Origin of the sequence: Streptomyces sp. NBC_01591 (genome assembly GCF_035918155.1) — a bacterium.
Lineage (GTDB): Bacteria > Actinomycetota > Actinomycetes > Streptomycetales > Streptomycetaceae > Streptomyces.
In genome coordinates this window covers 5,323,719-5,348,532 of the sequence record NZ_CP109327.1, presented here as the reverse complement: position 1 = coordinate 5,348,532, position 24,814 = coordinate 5,323,719, and the positions used below count along the sequence as shown (strand labels likewise).

Sequence of the window (24,814 nt, the reverse complement as noted above, 5' to 3'; positions counted from 1 at the left end):
TCCGTCGTCGGTGACCGGCGGTCTGAGACGGCAGGTGGAGCACAGCATGAAGTGGAACCCCCCAAGGTTCTGAGCGCGAACGCGAGAACGCGCGCTCCTCCCCGGAACGCGCATGCGGAACCTAACCCCCGCCCACCCCGCTGTCCACGCCGATTCCGCTCAGCCCGCCCCGTCGATCCGTGCGGCCAGCGCCCGGAACCGGTCCCAGGACAGCGCCGGCCTGCCCGGAACCCACAGCTTCTGGGCGGTCGCGCGCAGCGGCATCCTGATGCCCTGCGCCACCTGCGCCGGGGTCTGCGCCTGCGGGAGGTCGCCCCAGACCGCGAACCGGCCGCCGAGGATCTGGCCGGAGTAGCTCGCCGGGACCGGCCGGGTGCCGCGCAGGACGAGCGGGGTCCACTGTTCGTAGATCCGCTCACCCGTCGGGTAGACGAAGTTGTTGGGCTGGCCGAGCACGTAATAGAGGTACTCGTCGTTGAGGTTCACCACGCGCCGTCCCTCGCGCAGATACTCCTCCGGCTGCCGGGCGCCGTACTCCCTGCCCGTCCAGTACTCGACCTCGATGTCCTTGTCGGCGTGGACGGTCCCGTCGCGGAAGAAGCCGTCGTTCCACGCCTTGGGCCGTTTGCCGTGCGGGCGCACCACCGCCGCGCGGTCGTTCAGCCAGCCGGTCGCCAGGTCCTTGATGCCGGCCTGCGCTCCGTACTTCTGCTGGGCGGCGCGCTGCAGCTGCGGATACGAGGCGGCCGGGTCCCGCGCCATCAGCGCGAGGTACTCGTCGGCGCCCAGATGCCAGTACGCGCCGCCGAACAGCTCGGTGTACTCGCCCAGGAGTTCGTCGACGAGCTTCGCCGAGGCCGGGTTGGAGATGTCGAGCGATCCGGGCGAGCGCGTGCCCGACACATTGCGCAGCTGGAGGTCGGGGTGGGCCCGCAGCACCGCGCCGAGATGCCCCGGGGAGTCGATCTCCGGGACGACGTCGATGTGCAGCCGGCCCGCGAGACCGACGATCTGCCGTACCTCCGCCTTGGTGAGGTGCTCCGGCGACACCACCTCGGGGTGGGTGTCGGACTCGATACGGAAGGCCTGGTCGTCGGAGAAGTGCAGGCCGAGCTGGTTGAGCTTGAGGTCGGCCATCTCGCGCAGCCGGTCCTCGATCCAGGCGGCGGTGTAGTGCTTGCGCGCGATGTCGAGGTTGAGGCCGCGCTGCGGCCGGTCCGGGCGGTCGCGCACCTCGCCCTCCGGCATCGCGCCGTCGGCGCGTACCGACTGCTTCAGGGTGCGGGTCCCGTAGAAGACCCCGGCCTGGTCGGCTCCGCTGATCCTGACCCGTCCGTCGTGGACGTCGAGGGTGTACGACTCGGGGGCGCCCTTGCCCGGGGCGAGGGCCAGCTCCACATCGCCCGCGCGGGCGGGGACGTCGCCCCGGTAATGGATCTTCAGCTCCTTGGCCAGCAGCTGTCCTTCGTCCGCGAGCGTCCCGCTGCCGTCGGCGATGACGACCCCGCCGTCCGGGCCGGGGCGCCAGCCGGGGCCGCGGGCGGCGATGTGCTCCCGTACGGCGGGGATGGTGCGCGGGGCGGTGGAGAGCGGGTAGCTCCGGGTCGGCGAGGGGGCGGGCGCGGGGGTGCGGGCTTCCGACGACTCTCCGGCGGGTCCGGTCCCGGAGCCTTCCGGCCAGACGATGACGGCGATCGTCGCGGCAGCCGCCGCGGTGAGGACCGCACCGGTCACGAGAGCGCCACGTGAGGGCGACATCGTTCAGAAACCTCCGTTATTTACGGAAAACACAGCAGAAGCAGGGAGACAGCCGGGCATTCTCCTTGGATTACGGTTTATCAGGCGTTCAGAAACTCTCCCGTCCGGGTGAAGTTCGCGCATCTGTCGGACGTCCGTTGCCCCGCCTGGCTAGCTTTGAGGCACATTCGTCTCTCCCTTCACCCTGCATCTGCCTGGTTTCGTCCGTCCCGTCCCGCTCCAGGGTCACAGATGCCGTTTTTGACCCGAGGAGCCCACGCTGTCCAGGTCCAGCGAGTCCCACGCCGGCCTCCCGGAGCAACTGAGGCAACCGGCCACCCGGACGGCCGTACCCGTCCAGAGTTCCGCCACCGCGCAGGGCCCGGCGCACGCCCCGGGCCTCGACCGCTTCAACTCCGTGCCGCCCGCCGAGGCCGAGGCCGCCCTGCTGGACTGCTGCGGCAGCCACCGCTGGGCGCAGCGGCTGGCCGCCCACCGCCCCTATCCCGACCTGGGCGCGCTGCTGGCCGCGGCCGACGAGGCGGGCTACGACCTGGCCCCGGCGGATCTCGCCGAGGCGCTCGCCGTCGAGGTCTCGCCCTGTCTGCACCACGCCGCGCCGCACTCCGCCCACCTCGCGCTGCGGGCCGCGCACGCCGCGTACGAGTCCCGCTTCGGCCATGTCTTCGTGATGTGCGTGGACGGACTGGAGCCGGCCGAGCAGCCGGACCAGGTACTGGCCGGGATCCGGGCCAGGCTGGGCCACGAACCCGACCAGGAGCGGGTGGTCACCGCGGACGAGATGCGCCGACTCGCCCGGGGCCGCATCATCGACCTGGTATCGGGTTCATAACGGAACGGGCTCGGCGGACGGGGCCAGCAGCCTTTTCTAGCCCGTCCGTGCCTGTTTGATTGCCACTTTGATCACACCGCGGGCCCCCGCGCGAACGAACCGACAAACCGTCGCTACGATGGCCGGGGCCGGTGGACCGTACCCGGCCGGGTCAGACCGACAGTCAAGCCGGCCGGCCCCAATCCCCGCTCCCGGAGGGTTCTTCCGTGCCGGCTGGAACGCTGTACCGCGGCCGGGAAGGCATGTGGTCCTGGGTGGCTCATCGAGTCACCGGTGTCCTCATTTTCTTCTTCCTGTTCGTACACGTCCTGGACACCGCTCTCGTCCGCGTCTCCCCCGAGGCCTACGACGAGGTCGTGGCCACGTACAAGACGCCGATCGTCGCGCTCCTCGAATACGGCCTGGTGGCCGCGATTCTCTTCCACGCGCTGAACGGTCTCCGTATCGTCGCCGTGGACTTCTGGGCCAAGGGCCCGCGCTACCAGAAGCAGATGCTCTGGTCGGCCGTGGGTATCTGGGTCGTGCTGATGGTCGGGGCGCTGTACCCGGTCCTCGGCCACGCCGTACGCGAAGTATTCGGGAGCTGAGGCCAATGTCCACCGAGTCCTCCGCCGCGATCGGCTCCGTCGAGGGCGTCGGCCTGTACGACGCCGACAACCCGGCACCGGTCATCGAGCCGCCGCGCAAGCGGACCGGCAAGACCCCCAAGGGTTCGCGCACCAACTTCGAGATGTACGCCTGGCTCTTCATGCGCCTGTCGGGCATCGTCCTGGTCGTCCTGGTCCTGGGCCACCTGCTGATCCAGCTGGTGCTGGACGGCGGCGTCTCCAAGATCGGCTTCGCCTTCGTGGCGGGCCGCTGGGCCTCGCCGTTCTGGCAGGTCTGGGACCTGGCGATGCTGTGGCTGGCCATGCTGCACGGCGCCAACGGTCTCCGTACGGTCATCAACGACTACGCCGAACGGGACAACACCCGTTTCTGGCTGAAGATGCTGCTGTACACCGCCACGGTGTTCACCGTCCTGCTGGGCACGCTGGTGATCTTCACCTTCGACCCGAACATCCGCTAGGCGCCGGGCAGAGGGACCAGAGGAAATCATGCAGATCCACAAGTACGACACCGTCATCGTCGGCGCCGGCGGCGCCGGTATGCGCGCGGCCATCGAGTCCACGAAGCGCAGCCGTACCGCCGTGCTCACGAAGCTGTACCCGACCCGCTCCCACACGGGCGCCGCGCAGGGCGGCATGGCCGCCGCGCTCGCCAACGTGGAGGAGGACAACTGGGAGTGGCACACCTTCGACACCATCAAGGGCGGCGACTACCTGGTCGACCAGGACGCCGCCGAGATCCTGGCGAAGGAGGCCATCGACGCCGTCCTCGACCTGGAGAAGATGGGCCTGCCGTTCAACCGCACGCCCGAGGGCCGCATCGACCAGCGCCGCTTCGGCGGTCACACCCGTAGCCACGGCGAGGCCCCGGTCCGCCGGTCCTGCTACGCCTCGGACCGCACCGGCCACATGATCCTCCAGACGCTGTACCAGAACTGCGTCAAGGAGGGTGTGGAGTTCTTCAACGAGTTCTACGTCCTGGACCTGCTGCTCCAGGAGGTCGACGGAGTCAAGAAGTCCGTCGGCGTCGTCGCGTACGAGCTGGCGACCGGCGAGATCCACGTCTTCCAGGCGAAGTCGATCATCTTCGCGTCCGGCGGCACCGGCAAGTTCTTCAAGGTGACGTCCAACGCGCACACCCTGACCGGTGACGGCCAGGCCGCCGCCTGGCGCCGGGGCCTGCCGCTGGAGGACATGGAGTTCTTCCAGTTCCACCCGACGGGCATCTGGCGCATGGGCATCCTGCTGACGGAGGGCGCCCGCGGTGAGGGCGGCATCCTCCGCAACAAGGACGGCGAGCGCTTCATGGAGAAGTACGCGCCGGTCATGAAGGACCTCGCGTCCCGTGACGTCGTGTCCCGCTCCATCTACACGGAGATCCGTGAGGGCCGCGGCTGCGGTCCCGAGGGCGACCACGTCTACCTCGACCTCACGCACCTGCCGCCGGAGCAGCTGGACGCCAAGCTCCCGGACATCACCGAGTTCGCGCGTACGTACCTCGGCATCGAGCCCTACACGGACCCGATCCCGATCCAGCCGACCGCGCACTACGCCATGGGCGGCATCCCGACCAACGTCGAGGGCGAGGTGCTGGCCGACAACACCACCGTCGTCCCGGGCCTGTACGCCGCCGGCGAGGTCGCCTGCGTCTCGGTGCACGGCGCCAACCGGCTGGGCACCAACTCGCTGCTCGACATCAACGTCTTCGGACGCCGTTCGGGCATCGGCGCCGCCGAGTACGCCGTGAAGAACGACTTCGTCGAGCTTCCCGAGAACCCGGCGCAGATGGTCGAGGAGCAGATCGAGCGGCTGCTCAGCTCGACGGGCACCGAGCGGGTCGCGACGATCCGTCAGGAGCTGCAGGAGTGCATGGACGCCAATGTGATGGTGTTCCGCACCGAGCAGACCATCAAGACGGCCGTCGACAAGATCGCCGAGCTGCGCGAGCGCTACCTCGATGTGTCCATCCAGGACAAGGGCAAGCGGTTCAACACGGACCTCCTGGAGGCCGTCGAGCTGGGCAACCTGCTCGACCTGGCCGAGGTCATGGCGACCTCCGCGCTGGCCCGCAAGGAGTCCCGCGGCGGTCACTACCGCGAGGACTACCCGAACCGCGACGACGTCAACTTCATGCGCCACACCATGGCGTACCGCGAGGTCTCGGCCGACGGCACCGAGTCGATCCGGCTCGACTACAAGCCGGTCGTCCAGACCCGCTACCAGCCGATGGAGCGTAAGTACTGATGGCAACCCCGATTCTGGACAAGGTCGAGACCAATCCCTCGGCGTCCCCTGCCTCCCCGTACATCACGGTCACTCTCCGGATCCGCCGCTTCAACCCCGAGGTCTCCGACGAGGTCCAGTGGCAGGACTTCCAGATCTCGATCGACCCGAAGGAGCGTGTGCTCGACGCCCTTCACAAGATCAAGTGGGAGACGGACGGCACCCTGACCTTCCGCCGCTCCTGCGCGCACGGCATCTGCGGCTCCGACGCGATGCGGATCAACGGCAAGAACAGGCTCGCCTGCAAGACGCTGATCAAGGACATCAACCCGGAGAAGCCGATCACGGTCGAGGCCATAAAGGGCCTCACGGTCCTCAAGGACCTCGTGGTCGACATGGACCCGTTCTTCCAGGCGTACCGCGACGTCATGCCCTTCCTCATCACCAAGGGGAACGAGCCGACCCGTGAGCGTCTGCAGTCCGCCGAGGACCGCGAGCGCTTCGACGACACCACCAAGTGCATCCTCTGCGCCGCGTGCACGTCCTCGTGCCCGGTGTTCTGGAACGACGGCCAGTACTTCGGCCCGGCGGCGATCGTCAACGCGCACCGCTTCATCTTCGACTCGCGCGACGAGGGCGGCGAGCAGCGCCTGGAGATCCTCAACGACCGTGACGGTGTGTGGCGCTGCCGCACCACCTTCAACTGCACGGACGCCTGCCCGCGTGGCATCGAGGTCACCAAGGCGATCCAGGAGGTCAAGCGGGCGCTGATCACGCGCCGCTTCTGACCGCCACCTCCGCGGCAGCCGCATCCGGCCCCGTTCTCCGCAGGAACACTGCGGAGAACGGGGCCTCTTGCTGCGTCGCCCGGGTCTTGACGGTACGGTCGTCCGGAACCGGGCGCCGGTTCGCCGCCGGCCCAGCAGGGCCCGGGGCGCACAGGCTTGATCGAGAGCGGGGAACGTTGAGCGATCCGAATCCGTACGCGGACGACTCATACAAGTGGGGGCCGGCTCCCCAGCAGCCGGGCAATCCGCCGACCGTCGCGGACGGCCAGGCACACCCCGGTCCGGGCGCCCCGGCGTACGGCTACCCGCAGCCGCTGCCCGAGTCCGCGGTCCAGCCCGGCCCCGGCTACGGCTACCCCCAGGGTGTCGCGGCCCAGCCCACCATGCCCGGTCACGGTTTCCCGCAGCAGCCGGGTGCGCCGATGGGCGCGGGTATGCCGGTCCTGGCGTTCGGTGACATCGCCGTCATGCAGGACCAGATCATGACGCCGGCCGGTCCGATGCCGCTCAAGGGCGCGGTGTGGACGGCCACGGACCTGACGCGCACCGAGGAGAAGATCCCGACGGTGGGGATCGTGCTCGCGATCATCTTCGCGCTGTTCTGCCTGGTCGGCCTGTTGTTCCTCCTGATGAAGGAGAAGCGGACGACCGGCTTCGTCCAGGTCTCGGTGACCAGCGGCGGGCGCCACCACTCGACGATGGTCCCGGCGGTCGGCCCCGACACCTTCCCCATGGTGATGGCCCAGCTCAACACGGCCCGCGCGATGAGCATCTGACGGCCGACGCCGATGGCCCGCCTCCACCACACCGTCACCGTCGTCGCGCCGGACCGTGAACTGCTCGACGCGTACGCCGCGGTGGCCCTGGAGCTCGCCGGGTCCACCCGGGCCCGGGGCCAGGACATCGTGCTGCCGGACGGGCGGGCCGTCCCCGGCCTCGCCCTGGTCAGGGGCCGTCATCTGCGGCCCGGCGCCCGGTACGAGCACCGTGCCTCCGGCTCCGGCTCCGACTCCGGCTCCGGCTCCCAGGAGCTGGAGGCGACAGTCATACGGGAGTGGCGGCGCGACGCCATCGCCGTCGAACAGCTGCTGCGGTCACCGGAGTTGTCCGGGCGGATGGCCCTGCGGCTGCGCAACCCCGCCCGCCCGGAGTCGCTGAAGGTGGAGGGGCGGGTCCGGGGCTCCGAGGGCTCGGGGTCGATGCTCCGCATGTCGGGCAGGGCCTCGCTCGACCTGGCCGCCTGGTGGGCGGCTGCAGCCCTCGCACCCGGGGCGCCTCCGGTGGCCCGTGCACCGGCCACCGCACGGCTGAAGCACCGGCTGGGGATCGCCCGCCTGTACCTGCGGCCGCGCCGGGCGGAGCCCGGGCCGGTGGCACGTCGATGTCACGCTGAGCGTGCACGGGCGTCTGCTGCTGCGGCCGGTCGCCGCGCTCGCGCTGCTGCTAGGGCCTGTCCGGCGGATCAGGGTCGGACAGGGCGCGGCGTCTGGTGCGGTGCATCGCAAGGCGCCGGAGCGTCTTATAGCGGAGCTATTCGGACGTTTCGGCAACGCCGCGAGGTGCCGTGCCAGACGCCGCGACCCCGGCCATGATCCGCCGGACAGGCCCTAGCGTGCGTACCGCTGCGCCGCGGCTTCCGGGCCTCGGTGGAGCAGGCGGCCGAGCAGTGGAACGAGGCGCTCGGCAGCATCCTCGCGAAGGACCTGGACGAGCTGAAGGCGGAGTTCGCCGACCGCGCCGTGGCCGGACCCGACGAGGCGGCCGGCGCGACCGACGGGGCAGACCGGGCCGACGGGGTAGACGGCACCGACCGGACCCGCTGAGCGCCCTCGGCTCAGTCCCAGGCGTCGCCGCCCCGGTCCTCGGCGACCATCATGACGCGCCGCAGCATGTCGTTGAGCAGCGTGCGTTCGTCCTTGCCGAGGACGCCGAGCAGCCGGTACTCCTCGTGGCCGAGGACGTCCATCGCGCCCAGCCAGGTCGAGCGGCCCTCATCGGTGAGTTCCACGTCGACCCGTCGGCGGTCGGTGGTGGAGGGTGTGCGGCGGACGAAGCCGCGCCGTTCGAGCGCGTCCAGCCGGCCGGTGACGGAGGCGGGCGCGAGGTCGAGGTCGGCGGCGAGCTCGGAGGGGGCCGCCTTCCCGCCGCGTCCGGCCAGCTTGTGGAGCGTGTCGAACTCCTGGCGGTCCAGGTCGAAGTCGACCAGGGACTGTTCGCGTACCCGGCGCAGATGGACTGAGAGCTTCTTCATGCGGGTCACCGCGCCCTCGACATCGGGATCGAGGCCGGGAAGCACGGGCTTCCAGCGCTCCACATGTCCGTCGGTCCAGTCGCGTCGCTCCATGGGGAAAGCGTACGCCCGGCCCCCAACTTCCCTTCGGAACCTAATATTTCGTTGACGAATAGTTCGGTAACGAAATAGATTCTCGCGCATGCCACACCCCTTGCGCACGCGCGCCTTCCGCCTGCTCTTCATCGGCCGCACCCTCTCGCTGCTCGGCGACGCCGTCATCCCCACCGCCCTCTCCCTGGCCGTCTATCTGGCCACCGGCTCGACCGGAGCGCTCGCCCTGGTCCTGGGCTGCGCAATGGTCCCCAAGCTGCTCCTGCTGCCGCTGGGCGGCGTCGTGGGCGACCGCTTCAACGCCCGTACGGTCGCGCTCACCACAGATCTCGTACGGTGCGCGACCCAGCTCTTCGTCGGCGCGGAGCTGCTCGGCGGCTCCCCCGCGCTCTGGCAGATCGCCCTCGCCGAGGCGATCGGCGGCGCCGCCGGGGCGTTCGCGATGCCGACCGCGTCACCGCTGATCCGCGGCACCGTGGCGGAGTCCGGGCTGCTGCGCGCCAACTCGCTGATGGCGGTCGTCAGCAGCACCACGCGGCTCGGCGGACCGGCCCTCGCCGGTGTGCTGATCCTCACCGCGGGTCCGGGCTGGGCCTTCGTGCTGGACGGCCTCAGCTTCGCGGTGAGCGCCGCACTGCTGTCCGCCGTCGAGGTCCGGCACGTCCCCATCCCCCGGCGTTCGCTGTTCACCGACCTCAAGGAGGGCTGGAGCGAGGTCCGCAGCCGCGACTGGTACTGGACGAGCCTGATCGCGCACGCCGTCTGGAACGGCGCGGCGGCCGTCCTGATGACGGTCGGCCCGGCGCTCTTCGTCCGGGAGCTGGGCGGCAAGGGCGTCTGGGTCGCTTTCCTGCAGACCGGTGCGGTCGGCCTGCTCCTCGGCTCCCTGCTGGCCGGCCGGGCCCGCCCCCGCCGCCCGGTCCTGGTGGCCAACCTGGGCCTCGCCACGTATGCCCTGCCGCTCGGCCTGCTGGCCGCCCATGCACCGGTCGCGCTCACCATCGCCGCGTACGGCGTCGCCCAGGCCGGCCTCGGCTTCCTCGGCCCGGTCTGGGCGACCTCGGTCCAGTCCGCCGTACCGGCGCACGCCCTGGCCCGGGTGACCTCGTACGACTGGCTGCTCTCCCTCGGCGCGATGCCGCTCGGCTACGCCCTGGCCCCGCTCGCGGCCTCGGCCTGGGGTGCCGAAGTACCCCTGACCGTCGCCGCGGTGGCGGTCGGCGCGGCCTGCCTGGGGACGGCGGCGGTGTCGGGCGTACGGCGCTTCGGGGCGCCCGGAAAGCAGGCGGAACAAGCTTCCGGAGTCCCGGCTTGAACATGTTCAAATACAGGTCTACAGTCCATGACAACAGCTTTTGAACGCGTTCAAGGGAGGGTGGGGCATGGACCTCACTGTTGTCGCGTATGTCATCTACCTGCTGATCAGCGTGGCGTTGACCGTCTGGGTCGCGCGCACGCTCAGCCGCAACGGCAAGGTGTTCCTCGCCGATGTGCTGCACGGGAACGAGAAGCTCGCCGATGCCGTCAACCACCTGCTGGTGGTCGGCTTCTACCTGGTCAACCTGGGCTTCGTCACCCTCTACCTGCGGAACTCCGACGGCGTCACCGACGCCCGCGGACTCTTCGAGGCACTGTCGGTGAAGCTCGGCGTCGTCCTGCTCGTCCTCGGCGTGATGCACCTCGGCAATGTCTATGTGCTCAACAAGATCCGCCGCCGCGGCCTGATGGAGCGTGAGCAGACCCCGCCCGTGGCCCCGCAGGGCTGGACGGGGCCTGGACCGGGCCACGGCCCGTGGGCGGCACCCGCCCCGAGGGTCTGAGCGCCGTGACGGACGGATCCGGCGGGCAGCGGCTCTCCGTCGAGCGCCTCACGGTGCTGTACGACGCGCGGTGCTCGCTCTGCCTCCATCTGCGGCAGTGGCTGATGAAGCAACGTCAGCTCGTCCCGCTCGACCTCGTCCCGGCGGCCTCCGAGGAGGCGCGCCGCCGCTTCCCCGGGCTCGATCACGCCGGGACGCTGGACGAGATCACGGTGATCGGCGACCGGGGGCAGATCTACCGCGGGACCTCCGCGTGGATCGTCTGCCTCTGGGCGCTGGCCGAGCACCGGCCCAGGGCCCACTGGCTGACCACCCCGGCGGGCCGTCCGTTCGCCCGGGCCACCGTGCTCGCCGCCGCGAAGTACCGGTCCCTGACCGCAGCACCGTGCGGTCAGGGCGGCGGGGACGGTGCTTGTACGGTCCCCGGATCCGAGGGCTGACCGGGACGGATACCCTCGGGACTGTGGTGAAGGAAGCGAAGGACGTGAAGGAAGCCAAGGCTCCCAAGAGCGAGCAGACCCGCACACTCATCCTCGAAACGGCGCTCCGGCTCTTCCAGGAACGCGGCTACGACAAGACGACGATGCGGGCCATCGCCCAGGAGGCAGGCGTCTCCGTGGGGAACGCCTACTACTACTTCACGAACAAGGAGCACCTCGTCCAGGGCTTCTACGACCGGCTCGCCGCCGAGCACGCGGCGGCCGTGCAGCCGGTCCTGGACGGCGACGGGGACCTCGCGGTGCGCATGCGCGGGGTCCTGCTCACCTGGCTGGACGTGGCGGAGCCGTACCACCGCTTCGCCGCCCAGTTCTTCAAGAACGCCGCCGACCCGGAGAGTCCGCTCAGCCCCTTCTCGGCGGAGTCGGTGGCGGCCCGCGAGGCGGCGATCTCCATCCACCGGCGATGCCTGGACGGATCCGACGCCAAGACCGACCCCGAACTGGCTGAGCTGCTGCCGCAGTTGATGTGGCTGATGCAGATGGGCCTGGTGCTGTACTGGGTGTACGACCGGACGGAGCACACCGAACGCAGCCGCCGCCTGGTCGAGCGCTCCGCCCCGATCGGCGCCCGCGCCATCGCGCTCTCCCGGTTCCGGGTGCTGCGGCCGCTGGTGCGGCAGGTCCACGATGTGCTGGAGGAGTTCCTGCCCGGCGCGGCGAAGTCCGGCACCTCGAAGCCAGGCACGGCGAAGTCCGGCACGCCGAAGCCAGGCACCGCGAAGTCCCGGAGCCGGGGCCGGTCCGGCGGATCGGCGTAGAAAAACGGCGGGCGGCCGTCCGGCAGCGCCGGTACGACCGCCCCGCGTCCTGTCCGGCGGACCGTCAGGACCGTCAGATCCGCTTCAGTTCCCAGAGCCGCCAGAGGCCGGTGCCGTCCGAGAGGTACTGCGAACCGGAGACGTCCGTCGTGCTGACGACGTAGTCCTTCTTCTGCCACAGCGGGACCAGCGGCACGTCCTCGCCGACCTGCGCCTGGAGCTCCTTGAAGTCCACCGCGGTGCGCCCGCGGTCGCTGTACTGCAGCGTGGAGCTGATCAGGCTGTCCACCTTCTTGCTGGAGTAGCCGTTGTGGAGGCTGTTGTTGCGGCCGACCAGCGGCTGGCTGAAGGTGTCGGAGTCCGGGTAGTCGGGGAGCCAGCCGACCGTGTACGCGTCGTACTTGCCGGCCGCGTACTCCTTCTGGAACTTCAACCAGTCGACGGCGTGGACCTTGACCTTGAACAGCCCGTCGGCCTCCAGCTGGCGGCGGAGCTCCGCGGTCTCCTTCGCGGACGTCTCGTTGCCGCCGCCGTAGCCGAAGCTGATGTTCAGCGGCGTCTGCACGCCGGCTTCCGCCAACAGCTTCTTGGCGCGCGCCGGGTCGGGCGAGGGGTAGGCGTCGAAGAACGGTGTGCTGTGCCCGATGTAGCCCTGCGGGATCAGCGAGTAGAGCGGCTCGACCGTGCTCTTGTAGACACCGGTCACCAGCGGCCCGCGGTCGATGATCGAGGCGATGGCCTGCCGGACCTTCTTCTCGGCCAGCGGGGAGCCGGGCCGGACGTTGAAGACGAGGTTGCGGATCTCGGCGCTGTCCGCCTCGGTGACGCGCAGGTCGGGGTCACCGGGGTTCAGCTCGGCGAGCGTGGCCGGCGGCAGTTCGCGGTGCGTGACGTCGAGCAGCTTGGCCTTCCAGGCGGCCTGGAGCTCGTCCGACTTGCCGTAGTAGTGCACGGTGACCGGGGCACCGGTCTTGCTCAGCGCGCCCTTGTAGAGGGGGTTGGGGACCAGTTCGGCGATCTCGCCCGACCGGTACGTCTTCAGGAGATACGGACCCGAGCCGTCGACGGTGTTGCCCTTGCGGAGCTTGTCCGCCGGGTACGACTCGCGGTCGACGATCGAACCGGCTCCGGTGGCGAGCTTCTGCGGGAAGGTCGCGTCGCGCGTGGAGAGGTTGAAGGTGATGGTGCGGCCGTCGGCCACCACGTTCTTGAGGCTCGGGAAGAGCACCCAGGGACCGACGTCCGTCTTGATCTCGATCATGCGCTCGATGGAGTACTTGACGTCCTCGGCCGTGATCTTGCGTCCGTTGGAGAACGTCAGGTCGTCGCGGAGCTTGCACTGGTACGTCTGGAGCTTCTGGCCGATGAACCCGCAGCTCTCGGCGGCGTCGGGCTCGGGCACGACCGCCCCGGACTTGAACGTCATCAGGGACTGGTAGATGTTGCTGTACATCGCCCAGGAACCCGCGTCGTACGCACCGGCCGGGTCGAGCGAGGTGACCTCGTCCGTCGTGCCGACCGCGACGGGGTCGTTCTTCACCTCGTCCGAGGAGAGCAGCTGCCAGGCGACAACGCCTGCGATGACCAAAACCGCGAGAATCGCGAGAATCCGTAGCCGGACCGACCGCATTGACGTGCTCTCCCTTACCAGCCCCACCTCGGCGTTGCGCCCAGACACGCACATCACCACATGCTCACGTTCAGCCAATCACACGATATTCACATCTGGAAGAGCAAAACTGTGACTCATAGCCTTTTGTTCGGCAGTTGAAACCTTGGATGCACTTGGACGCCCTGAACCCGCCGTCGACGGAGAGTCACGCCTGTCGGGAAGCGAGCTCCACGACGGTGATGTCGGACTGCGCGCCGACCCGTACGGGCGGGCCCCAGGCACCCGCGCCCCGTGAGACGTACAGCTGGGTGTCGCCGTACCGGTCGAGCCCGGCGCCCGTGGGATTGGCCAGATCCGCGATGAAGTTGCCCGGCCAGAGCTGGCCGCCGTGGGTGTGGCCGGAGAGCTGGAGGTCCACGCCGTGGGCGACGGCGTCGTGGACGACGACGGGCTGGTGGGCCAGGAGGACAGCGGCGCGGGTGCGGTCCCGGTCACCGAGCGCACGGCCGAAGTCGGGGCCCTGCCCCTCGCTCTCCCCGGCGATGTCATTGACGCCCGCAAGATCGAATCCACCGATCTCCACCCGGGCGTTCTCCAGCGGGTGAAGCCCCAATTCCCTTATCTGGTCAACCCATTGGGCGGCGCCGGAGTAGTACTCGTGATTACCGGTGACGAAGAAATTCCCCTGCCGGGAACTCAGCCGCGCGAGCGGCTCCGCGGCCGGCCCGAGATCGGCGACGGTTCCGTCGACGAGATCCCCGACGACGGCGACCAGATCCGGCTGGGTCCGGTTGATCGTGTCGACGATCCGCTGGGTGTGGGCGCGGCCGAGGATCGGACCGAGGTGGATGTCGCTGACGACGGCGATCCGGAAGCCGTGCGCGGAGCGGGGCAGCTTGGCGAGCGGGACGGTGATCCGCTTGACCCGCGGTCCGCGCAGCACCCCGTAGGTGCCGTAGCCGACCGTGCCGAGCCCTGCGACGGCGGCGGCACCGCCGACGGCCCGCGCGACGAACAGCCGGCGCGTGGGGGCTTCGGGGCGGTGCGGGGCGGGGGCGTCGGCGACGAGGGTGCCCGGGGCGGCGGAAGCCTCTGCGCCCGAGGGGACGTTCGATCGCTTTGCGCCAATTGCCGGATCTGCTGGGGATGCGCCGTCCGCCGACACCGTGTCCGCCGGCCGCCCCGCCCGGCCCGCGAGCACCCGGCGCAGCACCGGCCGTGCCGCCTCCCCCACCAGCAGAGCCAGCGTCAGGTACAGCACGGCGGCCAGCCACAGATAGCCCGGCCAGGCCAGCACTTGCTGGAGCCAGAAGGGCGCACCCGCGCGGCCGGAGACCAGCGCGCCGATGCTCAGCAGCGGCAGGACGTACGCGGCCACCGTGCCGGTTCTGCGCAGGACGCTGCCCTCGGCCGTCGTGTCACCGACGAATCGGCGCCAGAGATAGCGGTGCACCCCGGCGAGCAGTGCGAGCACCACGATCATCGTCACCACGAGACCGGCCATTGCCACTTGCCCTCACCCGACCGTCGTACGGCCTGTTATGCGCGTTCGCGGCGCAGGGCCTTGACGCCACGGAACCCGATCACACCAACGGCCGTCCCCAGGAGAAAGGACGTGATGGCGAGCAGCAGATGCACCCAGAAGTACGCAGTCGGGTCACCCGCGTCGTCGAAGGCGAGTCCGCTGCCGTCCTTCCACAGGTTCTTGACGAAAGTGATCCAGATGAACCAGCTCCACACCCCGAAGGCGAGCAGGAACCAGGAGACGGGGCGGCTGAGCTTCATGAACTCAGTATCTCCGCCGCGCTCCGGCGCATCCGCCCGGGGTGGGCTGTCCCGGCGGTATGCCCGGCGGGTCAAGCCATCCGCACCCATTTTCATATCTTCGCACTGTACGTTTCCGACCGTGCCTGCTCTCAAAAAGACCGCACTGACGGTCATCTCTGCCGCCTTGTTGTCCACTTTTGTCATCAGCCCGGCATCGGCGGTCAGCAAGGACACCTCCGACGACCAGCCGAAGCCACCCAAGGGCATGTCCAAGGTCGGTGGCGAACTGCTGGGCCGGGCCGGCACGCAGGTCAAGCTGGGACCGGACGCCCCGGTGCTGCCGAAGGACCTCACGGGCAGGTCCTGGCTCGTCGCGGACGCGGAGAGCGGCCAGGTCCTCGCCTCGCACAACCCGCACTGGCGGCTGCCTCCCGCCTCCACCCTGAAGATGCTCTTCGCGGACACCGTGATGCCGGCGCTGCAGCCGAAGACCCGGAAGTACACCGTCAAGGACGAGGATCTCGCCGATCTCGGCGAGGGCAGCAGCCTGGTCGGCGTCAAGGAGAAGCTCACGTACACGGTCCACGACCTGTGGCTCGGTGTGTTCCTGCGGTCGGGCAACGACGCGGTGCATGTGCTGTCCGCGATGTACGGCGGCGTCCCCAAGACCGTCGACGCGATGCAGGCGCACGCCGAGGAGCTGCAGGCGCTCGACACGAAGGTGGCGTCGCCCGACGGGTACGACGCGCCCGACCAGGTCTCCAGCGCCTACGACCTGACGCTGTTCGCCCGCAGCGGGCTGCAGAAGGCGGACTTCCGGGAGTACTCCTCCACGGCCGAGGCACAGTTCCCCGGCGCGGAGAAGAACGGGAAGCGCGAGAGCTTCGGCATCCAGAACACCAACAAGCTGCTCACCGGCGCGGGCGGCGTCGACCCGTACAAGGGCGTCGCGGGCGTCAAGAACGGCTACACCACGCACGCCGGCAACACCTTCACCGGTGTCGCCGAACGCAACGGCAAGGTGCTGCTCGTCACCGTCATGAACCCGTCGTCCGACGAGACCCACGCCGTCTACAAGGAGGCCGCCAGCCTCCTCGACTGGGGCTTCGACGCCAGCGGCAAGGTGACCCCGGTCGGCGAACTGGTGCCCCCGAAGTCCGCCGCCACCGGCACCGGGAAGGGCCCCGCGGCCGGGCAAGGAAAGGACGAGGGCAACAACGGCCCCGCACAGACCGCGAAGGCCGCCGCGGCCGAGGGCGGCGGCGGAGGCGTCGGGATCGCGCTGGGCATCGTCGGAGGCGTCCTGGTGCTGCTGGCCGGCGGGGTGTTCCTGGTCAACCGGCGCTGGCCGCTGCCGGACCTGGTGCGCCGCCTTCCTCGTCGCTGACGGTCTCGGACGCCTCGTCCTCGCTGTTCTGCGTCGCCGTCCAGGCGGCGCAGAACAGCAGCAGCTTCGCCGAGAAGTTGATCCACAGCAGCAGCGCGACCGGCACCCCGAAGGCGCCGTACATGCTCTTCGACGCCACGCCCCTCATATAGCTGCCGAGCAGCAGCTTGAGCAGTTCGAAGCCGACCGCGCCGATCGCTCCGGCCACCAGCAGCCTGCCCCGCGGGGGTTCGACGCCGGGCAGCAGGGTCAGCAGATAGAGCAGCAGCAGGAAGCCGGCGAGCACCGCCACGACCAGGGTGGCCACCTGCAGCACCACACCTCCGGCGCCGCGGTCCGAGATGCCCAGCAGACCGGCCGTCCAGCCGACGGCGACGGAGCCGGCCGACGACACGGCCAGCGTCACGAGCGCCGCCCCGCCGAGGCCGAACAGCAGCCCCGCGTCCTTGAGTTTGCGCAGGACCGGGTTGCCGAGGTCCACGTCGTCCAGGTCCCAGACGGCGCGCAGGCAGTCCCGCATCGAGCCGATCCAGCCGATGCCGGTGAAGAGCAGCAGCGCACCGGCCACCACTCCCACCGTGCCCGCGTGGGCCACCAGGTTCTCGATGCCGAGCTGGTCGGAGATGCCCGGCACCTGCTCGGCGAGTTTGTCCTCGATCCTGTGGAGCTGCTCGGCCGAGAGCAGCGCGGCGCCGATCGCCGCCCCGACCGCGATCAGCGGGAAGAGCGCCAGAAAGCTGATGAAGGTGATCGCGGCGGCGAGCCTGGCCCAGTGGACCCGCTCCAGCGTCTCGTAGGAACGCCAGGCGTGCGTCGCCATCAGCCGGGAGACGATCGGCCCGATGACGGGGAGGTTTTTCAGCCAGTCCATGCCGTACGACTACCCTCCCGGGCGCGGAAAACCGGCACCGGCCCCCGTTGCCGTACGGACTGACACTTCTTCAATCACCCATACCAGTGAGTGTTGTAACAAATACCCCGAAAGGGTTTTCTCGGGCGATACGGTCACCGTCATGTCTGTCGACACCGTGTCCCTGACCGGCTGGGGCCGCACCGCCCCGACGACCGCCCTGCGTTTCCGCCCCCGTTCCTACGAGGAGGCGGCGGCGACGGTACGCGGCTGCGGACCCCGCGGCTCCATCGCCCGGGGCCTCGGCCGGGCCCACGGCGACGCGGCCCAGAACGCGGGCGGCTCCGTCCTCGACATGACCGCGCTGAACCGGATCCGCACCGTCGACGCCGGCGCCGGACTCGTGGTCTGCGACGCCGGGGTCAGCCTGCATCGGCTGATGGAAGTCCTGCTGCCGCTCGGCTGGTTCGTCCCCGTCACGCCCACGACCCGTTACGTCACCGTGGGCGGCGCGATCGGCGCCGACATCCACGGTCACAACCAGCACCTCTCCGGTTCCTTCTCCCGGCACGTCCAGGAGCTGGAGTTGCTGACCGCCGATGGCGAGATCCGTACGGTCCGGCCCGGCACCGGTCTCTTCGACGCGACCACGGGCGGCCTGGGCCTGACGGGGGTGATCCTCTCGGCCACGCTCCGGTGCCACCGCGTCACCAGCTCGTGGATGTCGGTCGACACCGAACGCACCGTCGATCTGGACGACCTGCTGGAACGGCTCTGGGCCGGGGACCACCGCTACCGCTACTCGGCCGCCTGGATCGACCTCCGCGCCCGCGGCCGGGCGACGGGGCGCTCCGTACTCACCCGAGGTGAGCACGTACCCCGGTACGCGCTCCCGGCGCGCGCCCGGCGCACACCGCTCTCGTTCCGCCCGGGACCGCTGCCGGCCGCCCCCGCCCTCGTACCGGAGGCGCTGCTCGGCGGCGCCCCGGCCGCCCTCTTCAACGAGCTCCGGTACCGCGGCGCCCCCAAGTACCGAATCGGCGAACTCCAGCGGCTGGCCGCGTTCTTCCACCCCCTGGACGGCCTGCCGCAGTGGAACCGGGTCCTCGGGCGGGCCGGATCCGTGCGGTACCAGTTCGCCGTCGGACAGGGGCAGGAGGAGGCGCTGCGCCGGATCGTGCGCCGGGTCTCGCAGCGACGCTGCCCGTCGTCGAACGCGGTGCTCAAGCGGTTCGGCGCCGGCGACCCGGGCTGGCTGTCGTTCCCGATGCCCGGCTGGACGCTCGCCCTCGACCTGCCCGCCGCCCTGCCCGGTCTGGCCCGGTTCCTGGACTCGCTGGACGAGGAAGTGGCGGGGGCCGGCGGCCGGGTCTGCCTGGCGAAGGACTCCCGGCTCCGGCCGGAGCTGCTGGCCGCGATGTATCCGAGGCTGGCCGACTTCCGGTCGTTGCGCGCCGAGCTGGACCCGGACGGGGCCTTCCGCTCGGACCTGTCGCGCCGCCTGTCGCTCTGACCACCGCTGTCCGCCCCTCCCTCCCCACGTCGCAAGGAGTGTTCCTGTGAAGGACGCCTTCGGAGCCCCGCAGTCCCTGCTCGTCCTCGGCGGTACGTCGGAGATCGCGCTGGCCACCGCACGGCGGCTGATCGCCCTACGAACCCGCACGGTCCGGCTGGCCGGGCGCCCCTCCCCCGCCCTCGATGCGGCCGCCGCCGAACTGCGCGCACGCGGCGCCGACGTCCGTACGGTCGACTTCGACGCCCTGGACTCCGAGTCGCACGAGACCGCGCTCGGCAAGATCTTCGCCGAGGGCGACATCGACGTGGTGCTGCTCGCCTTCGGCATCGCGGGCGACCAGGGGCGCGACGAGGAGGAGCCGCTCGCCGCGGTCCGGGTCGCCCAGACCAACTACACGGGAGCCGTCTCCGCCGGGCTGGTGTGCGCCGGCGCGCTCCAGGCGCAGGGGCACGGCTCAATGGTGGTGCTGTCCTCGGTGGCGGGCGAACGCGTCCGCCGCGCCGACTTCATCTACGGGTCCAGCAAAGCGGGGCTGGACGCATTCACGCAGGGGCTGGGGGACGCGCTGCACGGGACGGGGGTGCATGTGATGGTCGTGCGCCCCGGCGTCGTACGACCGGAGGCGGCCACGGAAACGGTGCGGGCCCCGGAAACGGTGCGGGCTGGAGCGGTGCAGGCGGCGGCCCGGGGCGGGGCGGCCCTGCTCGCCGCGACGCGGTCGGCCTCGGCCCGGTTCGCCTCGGCGCCGCTGGAGGCATCGCCCCTCACCACGACCCCGGACGCGGTCGCGGAGGCCATCGTGACGGGTCTGCGGCGGCGCTCGGAGACGGTGTGGGTGCCCGGGTCGCTGCGGGCGGTGATGTCGGCGCTGCGGCATGTGCCACGCCCGCTTTTCCGGCGTCTGCCGATCTGAACCGGAGGCGCCGGGGGGATCTGGTTCGGGAAGTCCTCAGGAGTGCAGGGAGGGCTCGTCCACGGAGGAGCCGCCCTGCGCGGGCACGGCGGGCGTGCCGCCCCCGGCGCCGAACGGGAACTCGTTGATCTTGCGCCAGACGCTGTCCGGGCCCTGCTCGTACAGCGCGAAGGAATCGCAGGTCCAGGCGGCCTCGTAGTCGGCGAGCTCCGCGTACGCCCGGTCCATCGCCTCCTCGGCGATGTCGTGCGCCACGGTCACATGCGGGTGGTACGGGAACTGGAGCTCGCGCACCAGCGGCCCGGAGGCGTCCCGGACCCGCTTCTGCAGCCAGGTGCAGGCCGAGGCGCCCTCGACGACCTGGACGAAGACGACCGGCGAGAGGGGACGGAAGGTCCCCGTGCCGGACAGCCGCATCGGGAAGGGGCGGCCGCCCGTCGCGATCTGGGCGAGATGCGCCTCGATCGCGGGCAGGTCGGCCGCCTCGGCCTCGGTCGGCGGGAGAAGGGTGACGTGAGTGGGAATGCCGTACGCGGCAGGGTCCCCGAAGCTCGCGCGCCGCTCCTGGAGCAGGCTGCCGTAGGGCTCCGGGACCGCGATCGAAACGCCGAGCGTTACGGTCCCCACGTCGTCCTCCTCAATCCTCGATGGTCGGTGGCCTGCTTTCGGCCACCCACCGGTTCAGCTTCCCGTCGCCAGTGTGACGCCTGCGGCCGCGAAACCGCCAGGGTCCTTGGACTCAGTGCTTCGCGGGCAGAAAGCCCATCCGGTCGTACGTCCGGGCCAGGGTCTCGGCCGCGACGGCACGGGCCTTCTCCGCGCCCTTGGCCAGGATCGAGTCCAGCGTCTCCGGGTCGCCCAGGTATTCCTGGGTGCGGGTACGGAACGGTGTGACGAACTCGACCATGACCTCGGCGAGGTCGGTCTTGAGCGCACCGTAGCCCTTGCCCTCGTACTTCTGCTCCAGATCCGCGATACCCGTACCGGTGAGTGTCGAGTAAATGCTCAGCAGATTGCTGACGCCGGGCTTCTCGGCCCGGTCGAAGCGGATGACCGTGTCGGTGTCGGTGACCGCGCTCTTCACCTTCTTGGCGGTGGCCTTCGGCTCGTCCAGGAGGTTGATCAGGCCCTTCGGGGTGGCCGCCGACTTGCTCATCTTCGCCGACGGGTCCTGGAGGTCGTAGATCTTCGCCGTCTCCTTGAGGATGTACGGGTCCGGCACGGTGAACGTGTCGCCGTAGCTGCCGTTGAACCGCTCGGCGAGGTTACGGGTCAGCTCCAGGTGCTGGCGCTGGTCCTCACCGACCGGGACCTGGTCGGCCTGGTACAGCAGGATGTCGGCCACCATCAGCATCGGGTACGTGAAGAGACCGACCGTGGTGCGGTCGGCGCCCTGCTTGGCGGACTTGTCCTTGAACTGCGTCATGCGCGACGCCTCGCCGAAGCCGGTGAGGCAGTTCATGATCCAGCCGAGCTGGGCGTGCTCGGGGACGTGGCTCTGGACGAAGAGTGTGCAGCGCTCCGGGTCGAGACCGGCGGCGAGAAGCTGGGCGACGGCGAGCCTGGTGTTCGCGCGCAGCTCCGCGGGGTCCTGCGGGATCGTGATCGCATGCAGGTCCACGACCATGTAGAAGGCGTCGTGGGATTCCTGGAGCGCCACCCACTGGCGGACCGCACCGAGGTAGTTGCCGAGGTGGAACGAGCCTGCGGTGGGCTGGATTCCGGAGAGCACGCGGGGGCGTTCAGAGGCCATGGACTCATTGTCTCAGGTGCGGACGCCGACCCCCGACCGGCCTGGCGCGCCGGGAAATACAGGTTTCCTCACCACGGATCCGACCGACGATACAAAGTGGGCACCACCCCGCCCACGCCGCACGACGAACGGAGATCCCGTGTCGACCACGGAAACCGCCATCGCCTCCGCCGAGGCGCACAGCGCGCACAACTACCATCCGCTGCCCGTCGTCGTCGCCACGGCGGACGGAGCCTGGATGACCGATATCGAGGGCCGCCGCTACCTCGACATGCTCGCCGGCTACTCGGCGCTCAACTTCGGTCACGGCAACCGGCGCCTGATCGACGCGGCCAAGGCCCAGCTGGAGCGGGTGACGCTCACCTCGCGCGCCTTCCACCACGACCGGTTCGCCGACTTCTGTACGCAGCTCGCCGAGCTGTGCGGCATGGAGACGGTGCTCCCGATGAACACGGGCGCGGAGGCCGTGGAGACCGCGGTGAAGACGGCCCGCAAGTGGGGTTACCGGGTGAAGGGCGTCCCGGACGGCATGGCGAAGATCATCGTCGCCGCGAACAACTTCCACGGCCGGACGACGACGATCATCAGCTTCTCCACGGACCCGGAGGCACGGGAGGACTTCGGCCCGTACACGCCGGGGTTCGAGATCGTGCCGTACGGGGATCTCACGGCGCTCCGGGAGGCGATGACCGAGAACACCGTGGCGGTGCTCATGGAGCCGATCCAGGGCGAGGCCGGGGTGCTGGTGCCGCCGCCGGGCTATCTCCCCGGGGTGCGGGCGCTCACACGTGAGCGGAACGTGCTGTTCATCGCGGACGAGATCCAGTCGGGCCTGGGCCGGACCGGGAAGACCTTCGCCTGCGAGCACGAGGGGGTCGTGCCGGACATGTACGTGCTCGGCAAGGCGCTGGGCGGTGGTGTGGTGCCGGTGTCGGCGGTGGTCTCGTCGAAGGACGTGCTCGGGGTGTATCGGCCCGGTGAGCACGGTTCGACGTTCGGCGGCAATCCCCTGGCCTGCGCGGTCGCGCTGGAGGTCATCGCGATGCTCCGCACCGGCGAGTTCCAGCAGCGGGCGACCGAGTTGGGCGAGCACCTGCACCAGGAGCTGGGGCTGCTGGTGGGCGGCGGCGCGGTGGAGGAGGTGCGCGGCCGCGGGCTGTGGGCGGGTGTCGACATCGCCCCGAGCCGCGGCACGGGCCGGGAGATCTCCGAGAAGCTGATGGAGCGCGGGGTGCTGGTCAAGGACACCCATGGCTCGACGATCCGGATCGCCCCGCCGCTGGTGATCAGCAAGGAGGACCTGGACTGGGGCCTCGAACAGCTCCGCGCCGTCCTGCGCGGCTGACCCCCGGGGTGGCCGGGCAGGTCCGGGACCTGTCCGGCGGCCCGCCCTGGCAGACTTCGCTCCGTGAGACCTGACCTGACACTGCTGCGCGACCTGGTCGAAGGATCACCGGGCTTCGGCCGCGGGCCCGGCGGCGCCGTGCCGGAGGCGCTGATCCGCGAGGCCGAGGCACGTGTCGGCCCGCTGCCGCCGTCGTACCGGTGGTGGCTGGCGAAGTACGGCCACGGGCGGGCCGGGGACGCGGACATCGCGACGGTCTGGCCCGCCGAGTCCGCCGACGACGCGTACGAGGCCGTCACCGCCGGGTGGCGGCTGAGCGGCGACCGGCTGTGCTTCGCCGTCGAGCCGGACTGCGGTGACGACTACCACTTCGTCCTCGACCGGGCGGGGGCGGCCGGGGACGGGGAGTACCCGGTGGTCCGCCGTGACGGTACGGACGGGTGCGAGTACCCGGTGGCGGAGTCCTTCGCCGGTTTCCTGGCCGTCCAGGTGTCGCGGTTGCGCGGGCTGCGGGACGGGCCCAATCCCGCGGTCGCCCGGCTGTGGCGGTCGACGCCGGGTGTGCTGCTCGACAACGGCGTCCATGTCTACGGTCCGCACCTCATCGAGGAACGCAACGAGACCTTCGAGGTGGCCCGGTACGCGCCCGGCTGGGTGCTGGTCGGGGACGACAGCGGGGGCGACGGATTCTTCATGCGCCGCCACGGCCGCGACCGCATCTCCGTCCACCGTCTCGGCCTGGGCGCGATCTGCGAGGACATCGAGGCGGAGGGCGAGCGAGTCACGGACGACCTGCTCGGCTGGCTGCGCGCGGGCGGAGCCCAGGGCCTGTCCGGCGGATCAGGGCCGGACAGGCCCTAGAGGATGACGTGCGGCAGGAAGCGGGCGTACTCGTCCGTGACCAGGCCTGCCGATTCGCGGATGCCGAGACCGGCCGCCTCGTCCTCGACGACCCACGCACCCAGCACCACACGGTTGCCGTCGAAGTCCGGCAGCGGTGCCAGCTCCTGGTAACAGCACGGCTCGTCCCGCGGCACCACGGGGCTGCCCGGCTCGTGGATCGTGACCCCGGCCCCCTCGCGCCCGAGCAGCGGCTTGGCCACGTAGCCGCCCGACACCGCGAGTTCGCGGGGACCGTCGAGGTACGAGGGCAGCAGGTTCGGGTGGCCCGGGTAGAGCTCCCAGAGGATCGCCAGCAGCGCCTTGTTGGACAGCAGCATCTTCCACGCGGGCTCGATCCAGCAGGTCGTACCCGTACCGCCGCCGTTGTCGAGGGTGTCGAGCACCTGCGGGCCGAACCGGTCGGTCGCCAGCCACTCCCACGGATACAGCTTGAAGCAGCTCCGGATGAACCGGAGCCGCTCGTCGACGAACCGCCCGCTCAGCCGGTCCCAGCCGATCTGCTCGACGGAGAGCGCCTCCGTGTCGATGCCGGCCTGGGCGGCGGTCTCCCGCAGATAGGCGACCGTCATCAGGTCCTCGCCCAGCTCGTCCCCGTCGGAGTGCGCGAAGTGCAGCGGTCCCGGTGGCAGCAGGGCGGCCTGCCGTTTCCAGGCCGCGACGAGTCGTTCGTGCAGCGAGTTCCACTGGTCGGCGCCCGGGAAGCGGTCCTCCATCCAGAACCACTGGGCGCTCGCGGCCTCCACCAGGGAGGTGGGGGTGTCCGCGTTGTACTCCAGCATCTTCGCCGGACCGGTGCCGTCGTAGCGCAGGTCGAACCTGCCGTACAGGGAGGGCAGTTCGTCACGGCGCCGCCAGGACTGGGCGATCAGGCCGGCCAGCCGCCGGTCGGTGATGCCGAGTTCGGCGAAGCGGTCCTGCTCCACGATGTGCGCGGCCGCGGCCAGACACATGGTGTGCAGTTCCTCGACGACGTCCTCCAGTGCCTCGACCTCGGGCAGCGAGAAGACGTAGTAGGCGCTCTCGTCCCAGTACGGGCGCAGCGATCCGTCCGGGTAGCGGGTGAGCGGGAAGACGATCCCCTGCTCCTCCACCGTCCGCTGCCAGTCGGGGCGCGGCTGGGTGGTGCGGCGTTCCATG

The 24,814-nt window shown here is 70.3% G+C and carries 26 protein-coding genes; 16 read left to right on the top strand and 10 right to left on the bottom strand.

The window, feature by feature from the left end:
• Positions 1-159 precede the first annotated feature (159 nt).
• The gene (locus tag OG978_RS25055; RefSeq protein WP_326767344.1) at positions 160-1,758 is read right to left on the bottom strand and encodes a beta-N-acetylhexosaminidase; all 1,599 of its coding nucleotides are present in this window, start codon (positions 1,756-1,758) and stop codon (positions 160-162) included.
• Between the two features lie 301 nt (positions 1,759-2,059).
• On the opposite strand from OG978_RS25055, the gene OG978_RS25050 reads away from it, so the two are divergent.
• The 6 genes from OG978_RS25050 to OG978_RS25025 all read left to right on the top strand — a co-directional run bounded on the left by OG978_RS25050 (position 2,060) and on the right by OG978_RS25025 (position 6,985).
• On the top strand, positions 2,060-2,590 hold the full coding sequence (locus tag OG978_RS25050; RefSeq protein ID WP_326770154.1) for a 2-oxo-4-hydroxy-4-carboxy-5-ureidoimidazoline decarboxylase: 531 nt from the start codon (positions 2,060-2,062) through the stop codon (positions 2,588-2,590).
• Between the two features lie 206 nt (positions 2,591-2,796).
• Positions 2,797-3,177, top strand: a complete 381-nt coding sequence (gene sdhC / locus OG978_RS25045; RefSeq protein WP_326767343.1) for a succinate dehydrogenase, cytochrome b556 subunit — start codon at positions 2,797-2,799, stop codon at positions 3,175-3,177.
• A gap of 5 nt (positions 3,178-3,182) precedes the next feature.
• The gene (locus tag OG978_RS25040; RefSeq protein ID WP_326767342.1) at positions 3,183-3,659 is read left to right on the top strand and encodes a succinate dehydrogenase hydrophobic membrane anchor subunit; all 477 of its coding nucleotides are present in this window, start codon (positions 3,183-3,185) and stop codon (positions 3,657-3,659) included.
• 28 nt (positions 3,660-3,687) lie between these two features.
• Positions 3,688-5,442: a succinate dehydrogenase flavoprotein subunit gene (gene sdhA, locus OG978_RS25035; protein WP_326767341.1), complete on the top strand. Its 1,755-nt coding sequence runs from the start codon at positions 3,688-3,690 to the stop codon at positions 5,440-5,442.
• Positions 5,442-6,209: a succinate dehydrogenase iron-sulfur subunit gene (locus OG978_RS25030; protein ID WP_326767340.1), complete on the top strand. Its 768-nt coding sequence runs from the start codon at positions 5,442-5,444 to the stop codon at positions 6,207-6,209. Before sdhA ends, OG978_RS25030 begins: the two co-directional genes overlap by 1 nt.
• 176 nt (positions 6,210-6,385) lie before the next feature.
• Complete coding sequence (locus OG978_RS25025; protein WP_326767339.1) at positions 6,386-6,985, top strand: hypothetical protein; 600 nt, start codon at positions 6,386-6,388, stop codon at positions 6,983-6,985.
• Between the two features lie 179 nt (positions 6,986-7,164).
• Here the strand turns inward: OG978_RS25025 and OG978_RS25020 are convergent, their stop codons facing one another.
• The gene (locus tag OG978_RS25020; RefSeq protein WP_326767338.1) at positions 7,165-7,509 is read right to left on the bottom strand and encodes a hypothetical protein; all 345 of its coding nucleotides are present in this window, start codon (positions 7,507-7,509) and stop codon (positions 7,165-7,167) included.
• Between the two features lie 346 nt (positions 7,510-7,855).
• On the opposite strand from OG978_RS25020, the gene OG978_RS25015 reads away from it, so the two are divergent.
• On the top strand, positions 7,856-8,032 hold the full coding sequence (locus OG978_RS25015) for a hypothetical protein (protein WP_326767337.1): 177 nt from the start codon (positions 7,856-7,858) through the stop codon (positions 8,030-8,032).
• An 11-nt stretch (positions 8,033-8,043) separates the two neighbouring features.
• On the opposite strand, the gene OG978_RS25010 is transcribed toward OG978_RS25015, so the two are convergent.
• Complete coding sequence (locus OG978_RS25010) at positions 8,044-8,553, bottom strand: MarR family winged helix-turn-helix transcriptional regulator (RefSeq protein ID WP_326767336.1); 510 nt, start codon at positions 8,551-8,553, stop codon at positions 8,044-8,046.
• A gap of 88 nt (positions 8,554-8,641) precedes the next feature.
• Between OG978_RS25010 and OG978_RS25005 the strand changes: the two genes are divergently transcribed.
• The 4 genes from OG978_RS25005 (at position 8,642) to OG978_RS24990 (ending at position 11,631) form a co-directional block, all read left to right on the top strand.
• Positions 8,642-9,868 carry an MFS transporter gene (locus tag OG978_RS25005; RefSeq protein ID WP_326767335.1) on the top strand — a complete coding sequence of 409 codons (1,227 nt, stop codon included), beginning with the start codon at positions 8,642-8,644 and terminating at the stop codon, positions 9,866-9,868.
• A 67-nt stretch (positions 9,869-9,935) separates the two neighbouring features.
• The gene (locus tag OG978_RS25000) at positions 9,936-10,373 is read left to right on the top strand and encodes a hypothetical protein (protein ID WP_326767334.1); all 438 of its coding nucleotides are present in this window, start codon (positions 9,936-9,938) and stop codon (positions 10,371-10,373) included.
• Between the two features lie 5 nt (positions 10,374-10,378).
• Positions 10,379-10,813: a thiol-disulfide oxidoreductase DCC family protein gene (locus OG978_RS24995; RefSeq protein WP_326767333.1), complete on the top strand. Its 435-nt coding sequence runs from the start codon at positions 10,379-10,381 to the stop codon at positions 10,811-10,813.
• Positions 10,814-10,836: 23 nt separating this feature from the next.
• Positions 10,837-11,631 carry a TetR/AcrR family transcriptional regulator gene (locus OG978_RS24990; RefSeq protein ID WP_326767332.1) on the top strand — a complete coding sequence of 265 codons (795 nt, stop codon included), beginning with the start codon at positions 10,837-10,839 and terminating at the stop codon, positions 11,629-11,631.
• Between the two features lie 73 nt (positions 11,632-11,704).
• On the opposite strand, the gene OG978_RS24985 is transcribed toward OG978_RS24990, so the two are convergent.
• The 3 genes from OG978_RS24985 to OG978_RS24975 form a co-directional block, all read right to left on the bottom strand.
• Positions 11,705-13,261: an ABC transporter substrate-binding protein gene (locus tag OG978_RS24985; protein WP_326770153.1), complete on the bottom strand. Its 1,557-nt coding sequence runs from the start codon at positions 13,259-13,261 to the stop codon at positions 11,705-11,707.
• Positions 13,262-13,448: 187 nt separating this feature from the next.
• Positions 13,449-14,747, bottom strand: coding sequence for a metallophosphoesterase (locus OG978_RS24980; RefSeq protein ID WP_326770152.1), 1,299 nt, complete (start codon positions 14,745-14,747; stop codon positions 13,449-13,451).
• A gap of 35 nt (positions 14,748-14,782) precedes the next feature.
• The gene (locus OG978_RS24975; RefSeq protein ID WP_079179553.1) at positions 14,783-15,028 is read right to left on the bottom strand and encodes an SCO4848 family membrane protein; all 246 of its coding nucleotides are present in this window, start codon (positions 15,026-15,028) and stop codon (positions 14,783-14,785) included.
• 121 nt (positions 15,029-15,149) lie between these two features.
• On the opposite strand from OG978_RS24975, the gene OG978_RS24970 reads away from it, so the two are divergent.
• Positions 15,150-16,397: a D-alanyl-D-alanine carboxypeptidase family protein gene (locus OG978_RS24970; protein WP_326767331.1), complete on the top strand. Its 1,248-nt coding sequence runs from the start codon at positions 15,150-15,152 to the stop codon at positions 16,395-16,397.
• Here the strand turns inward: OG978_RS24970 and OG978_RS24965 are convergent.
• Positions 16,345-17,268, bottom strand: coding sequence for a YihY/virulence factor BrkB family protein (locus tag OG978_RS24965; protein WP_326767330.1), 924 nt, complete (start codon positions 17,266-17,268; stop codon positions 16,345-16,347). The two genes, OG978_RS24970 and OG978_RS24965, sit on opposite strands and share 53 nt — an antisense overlap.
• 142 nt (positions 17,269-17,410) lie before the next feature.
• On the opposite strand from OG978_RS24965, the gene OG978_RS24960 reads away from it, so the two are divergent.
• Complete coding sequence (locus tag OG978_RS24960; RefSeq protein ID WP_326767329.1) at positions 17,411-18,760, top strand: FAD-binding oxidoreductase; 1,350 nt, start codon at positions 17,411-17,413, stop codon at positions 18,758-18,760.
• A 46-nt stretch (positions 18,761-18,806) separates the two neighbouring features.
• Complete coding sequence (locus OG978_RS24955; protein WP_326767328.1) at positions 18,807-19,676, top strand: SDR family NAD(P)-dependent oxidoreductase; 870 nt, start codon at positions 18,807-18,809, stop codon at positions 19,674-19,676.
• Positions 19,677-19,712: 36 nt separating this feature from the next.
• Here the strand turns inward: OG978_RS24955 and OG978_RS24950 are convergent, their stop codons facing one another.
• Complete coding sequence (locus OG978_RS24950) at positions 19,713-20,303, bottom strand: 2'-5' RNA ligase family protein (RefSeq protein ID WP_326767327.1); 591 nt, start codon at positions 20,301-20,303, stop codon at positions 19,713-19,715.
• Between the two features lie 112 nt (positions 20,304-20,415).
• Positions 20,416-21,429 (bottom strand): tryptophan--tRNA ligase, encoded by a 1,014-nt coding sequence (trpS, locus tag OG978_RS24945; protein WP_326767326.1) that lies wholly within the window; start codon positions 21,427-21,429, stop codon positions 20,416-20,418.
• Positions 21,430-21,568: 139 nt separating this feature from the next.
• Between trpS and rocD the strand changes: the two genes are divergently transcribed.
• Together rocD and OG978_RS24935 are read left to right on the top strand one after the other, a co-directional pair.
• The gene (gene rocD, locus OG978_RS24940) at positions 21,569-22,774 is read left to right on the top strand and encodes an ornithine--oxo-acid transaminase (protein WP_326767325.1); all 1,206 of its coding nucleotides are present in this window, start codon (positions 21,569-21,571) and stop codon (positions 22,772-22,774) included.
• Between the two features lie 63 nt (positions 22,775-22,837).
• A complete protein-coding gene (locus tag OG978_RS24935; RefSeq protein WP_326767324.1) occupies positions 22,838-23,635 on the top strand; it encodes an SMI1/KNR4 family protein in 798 nt (265 codons plus the stop codon).
• Here the strand turns inward: OG978_RS24935 and OG978_RS24930 are convergent.
• Positions 23,632-24,813 carry a glutathionylspermidine synthase family protein gene (locus OG978_RS24930; RefSeq protein WP_326767323.1) on the bottom strand — a complete coding sequence of 394 codons (1,182 nt, stop codon included), beginning with the start codon at positions 24,811-24,813 and terminating at the stop codon, positions 23,632-23,634. The two genes, OG978_RS24935 and OG978_RS24930, sit on opposite strands and share 4 nt — an antisense overlap.
• Position 24,814 lies beyond the last annotated feature (1 nt).

Bases quoted from the DNA above. Each gene is read 5' to 3' on its own strand.
- OG978_RS25000 (WP_326767334.1), top strand. From the start codon at position 9,936: ATGGACCTCACTGTTGTCGCGTATGTCATCTACCTGCTGATCAGCGTG.
- OG978_RS24975 (WP_079179553.1), bottom strand. From the start codon at position 15,028: ATGAAGCTCAGCCGCCCCGTCTCCTGGTTCCTGCTCGCCTTCGGGGTG.
- OG978_RS25005 (WP_326767335.1), top strand. From the start codon at position 8,642: ATGCCACACCCCTTGCGCACGCGCGCCTTCCGCCTGCTCTTCATCGGC.
- OG978_RS25040 (WP_326767342.1), top strand. From the start codon at position 3,183: ATGTCCACCGAGTCCTCCGCCGCGATCGGCTCCGTCGAGGGCGTCGGC.
- OG978_RS25030 (WP_326767340.1), top strand. From the start codon at position 5,442: ATGGCAACCCCGATTCTGGACAAGGTCGAGACCAATCCCTCGGCGTCC.
- trpS (WP_326767326.1), bottom strand. From the start codon at position 21,429: ATGGCCTCTGAACGCCCCCGCGTGCTCTCCGGAATCCAGCCCACCGCA.
- OG978_RS24980 (WP_326770152.1), bottom strand. From the start codon at position 14,747: ATGGCCGGTCTCGTGGTGACGATGATCGTGGTGCTCGCACTGCTCGCC.
- OG978_RS24960 (WP_326767329.1), top strand. From the start codon at position 17,411: ATGTCTGTCGACACCGTGTCCCTGACCGGCTGGGGCCGCACCGCCCCG.
- OG978_RS25055 (WP_326767344.1), bottom strand. From the start codon at position 1,758: ATGTCGCCCTCACGTGGCGCTCTCGTGACCGGTGCGGTCCTCACCGCG.
- OG978_RS24985 (WP_326770153.1), bottom strand. From the start codon at position 13,261: ATGCGGTCGGTCCGGCTACGGATTCTCGCGATTCTCGCGGTTTTGGTC.
- sdhA (WP_326767341.1), top strand. From the start codon at position 3,688: ATGCAGATCCACAAGTACGACACCGTCATCGTCGGCGCCGGCGGCGCC.
- OG978_RS24965 (WP_326767330.1), bottom strand. From the start codon at position 17,268: ATGGACTGGCTGAAAAACCTCCCCGTCATCGGGCCGATCGTCTCCCGG.
- OG978_RS25010 (WP_326767336.1), bottom strand. From the start codon at position 8,553: ATGGAGCGACGCGACTGGACCGACGGACATGTGGAGCGCTGGAAGCCC.
- OG978_RS24930 (WP_326767323.1), bottom strand. From the start codon at position 24,813: ATGGAACGCCGCACCACCCAGCCGCGCCCCGACTGGCAGCGGACGGTG.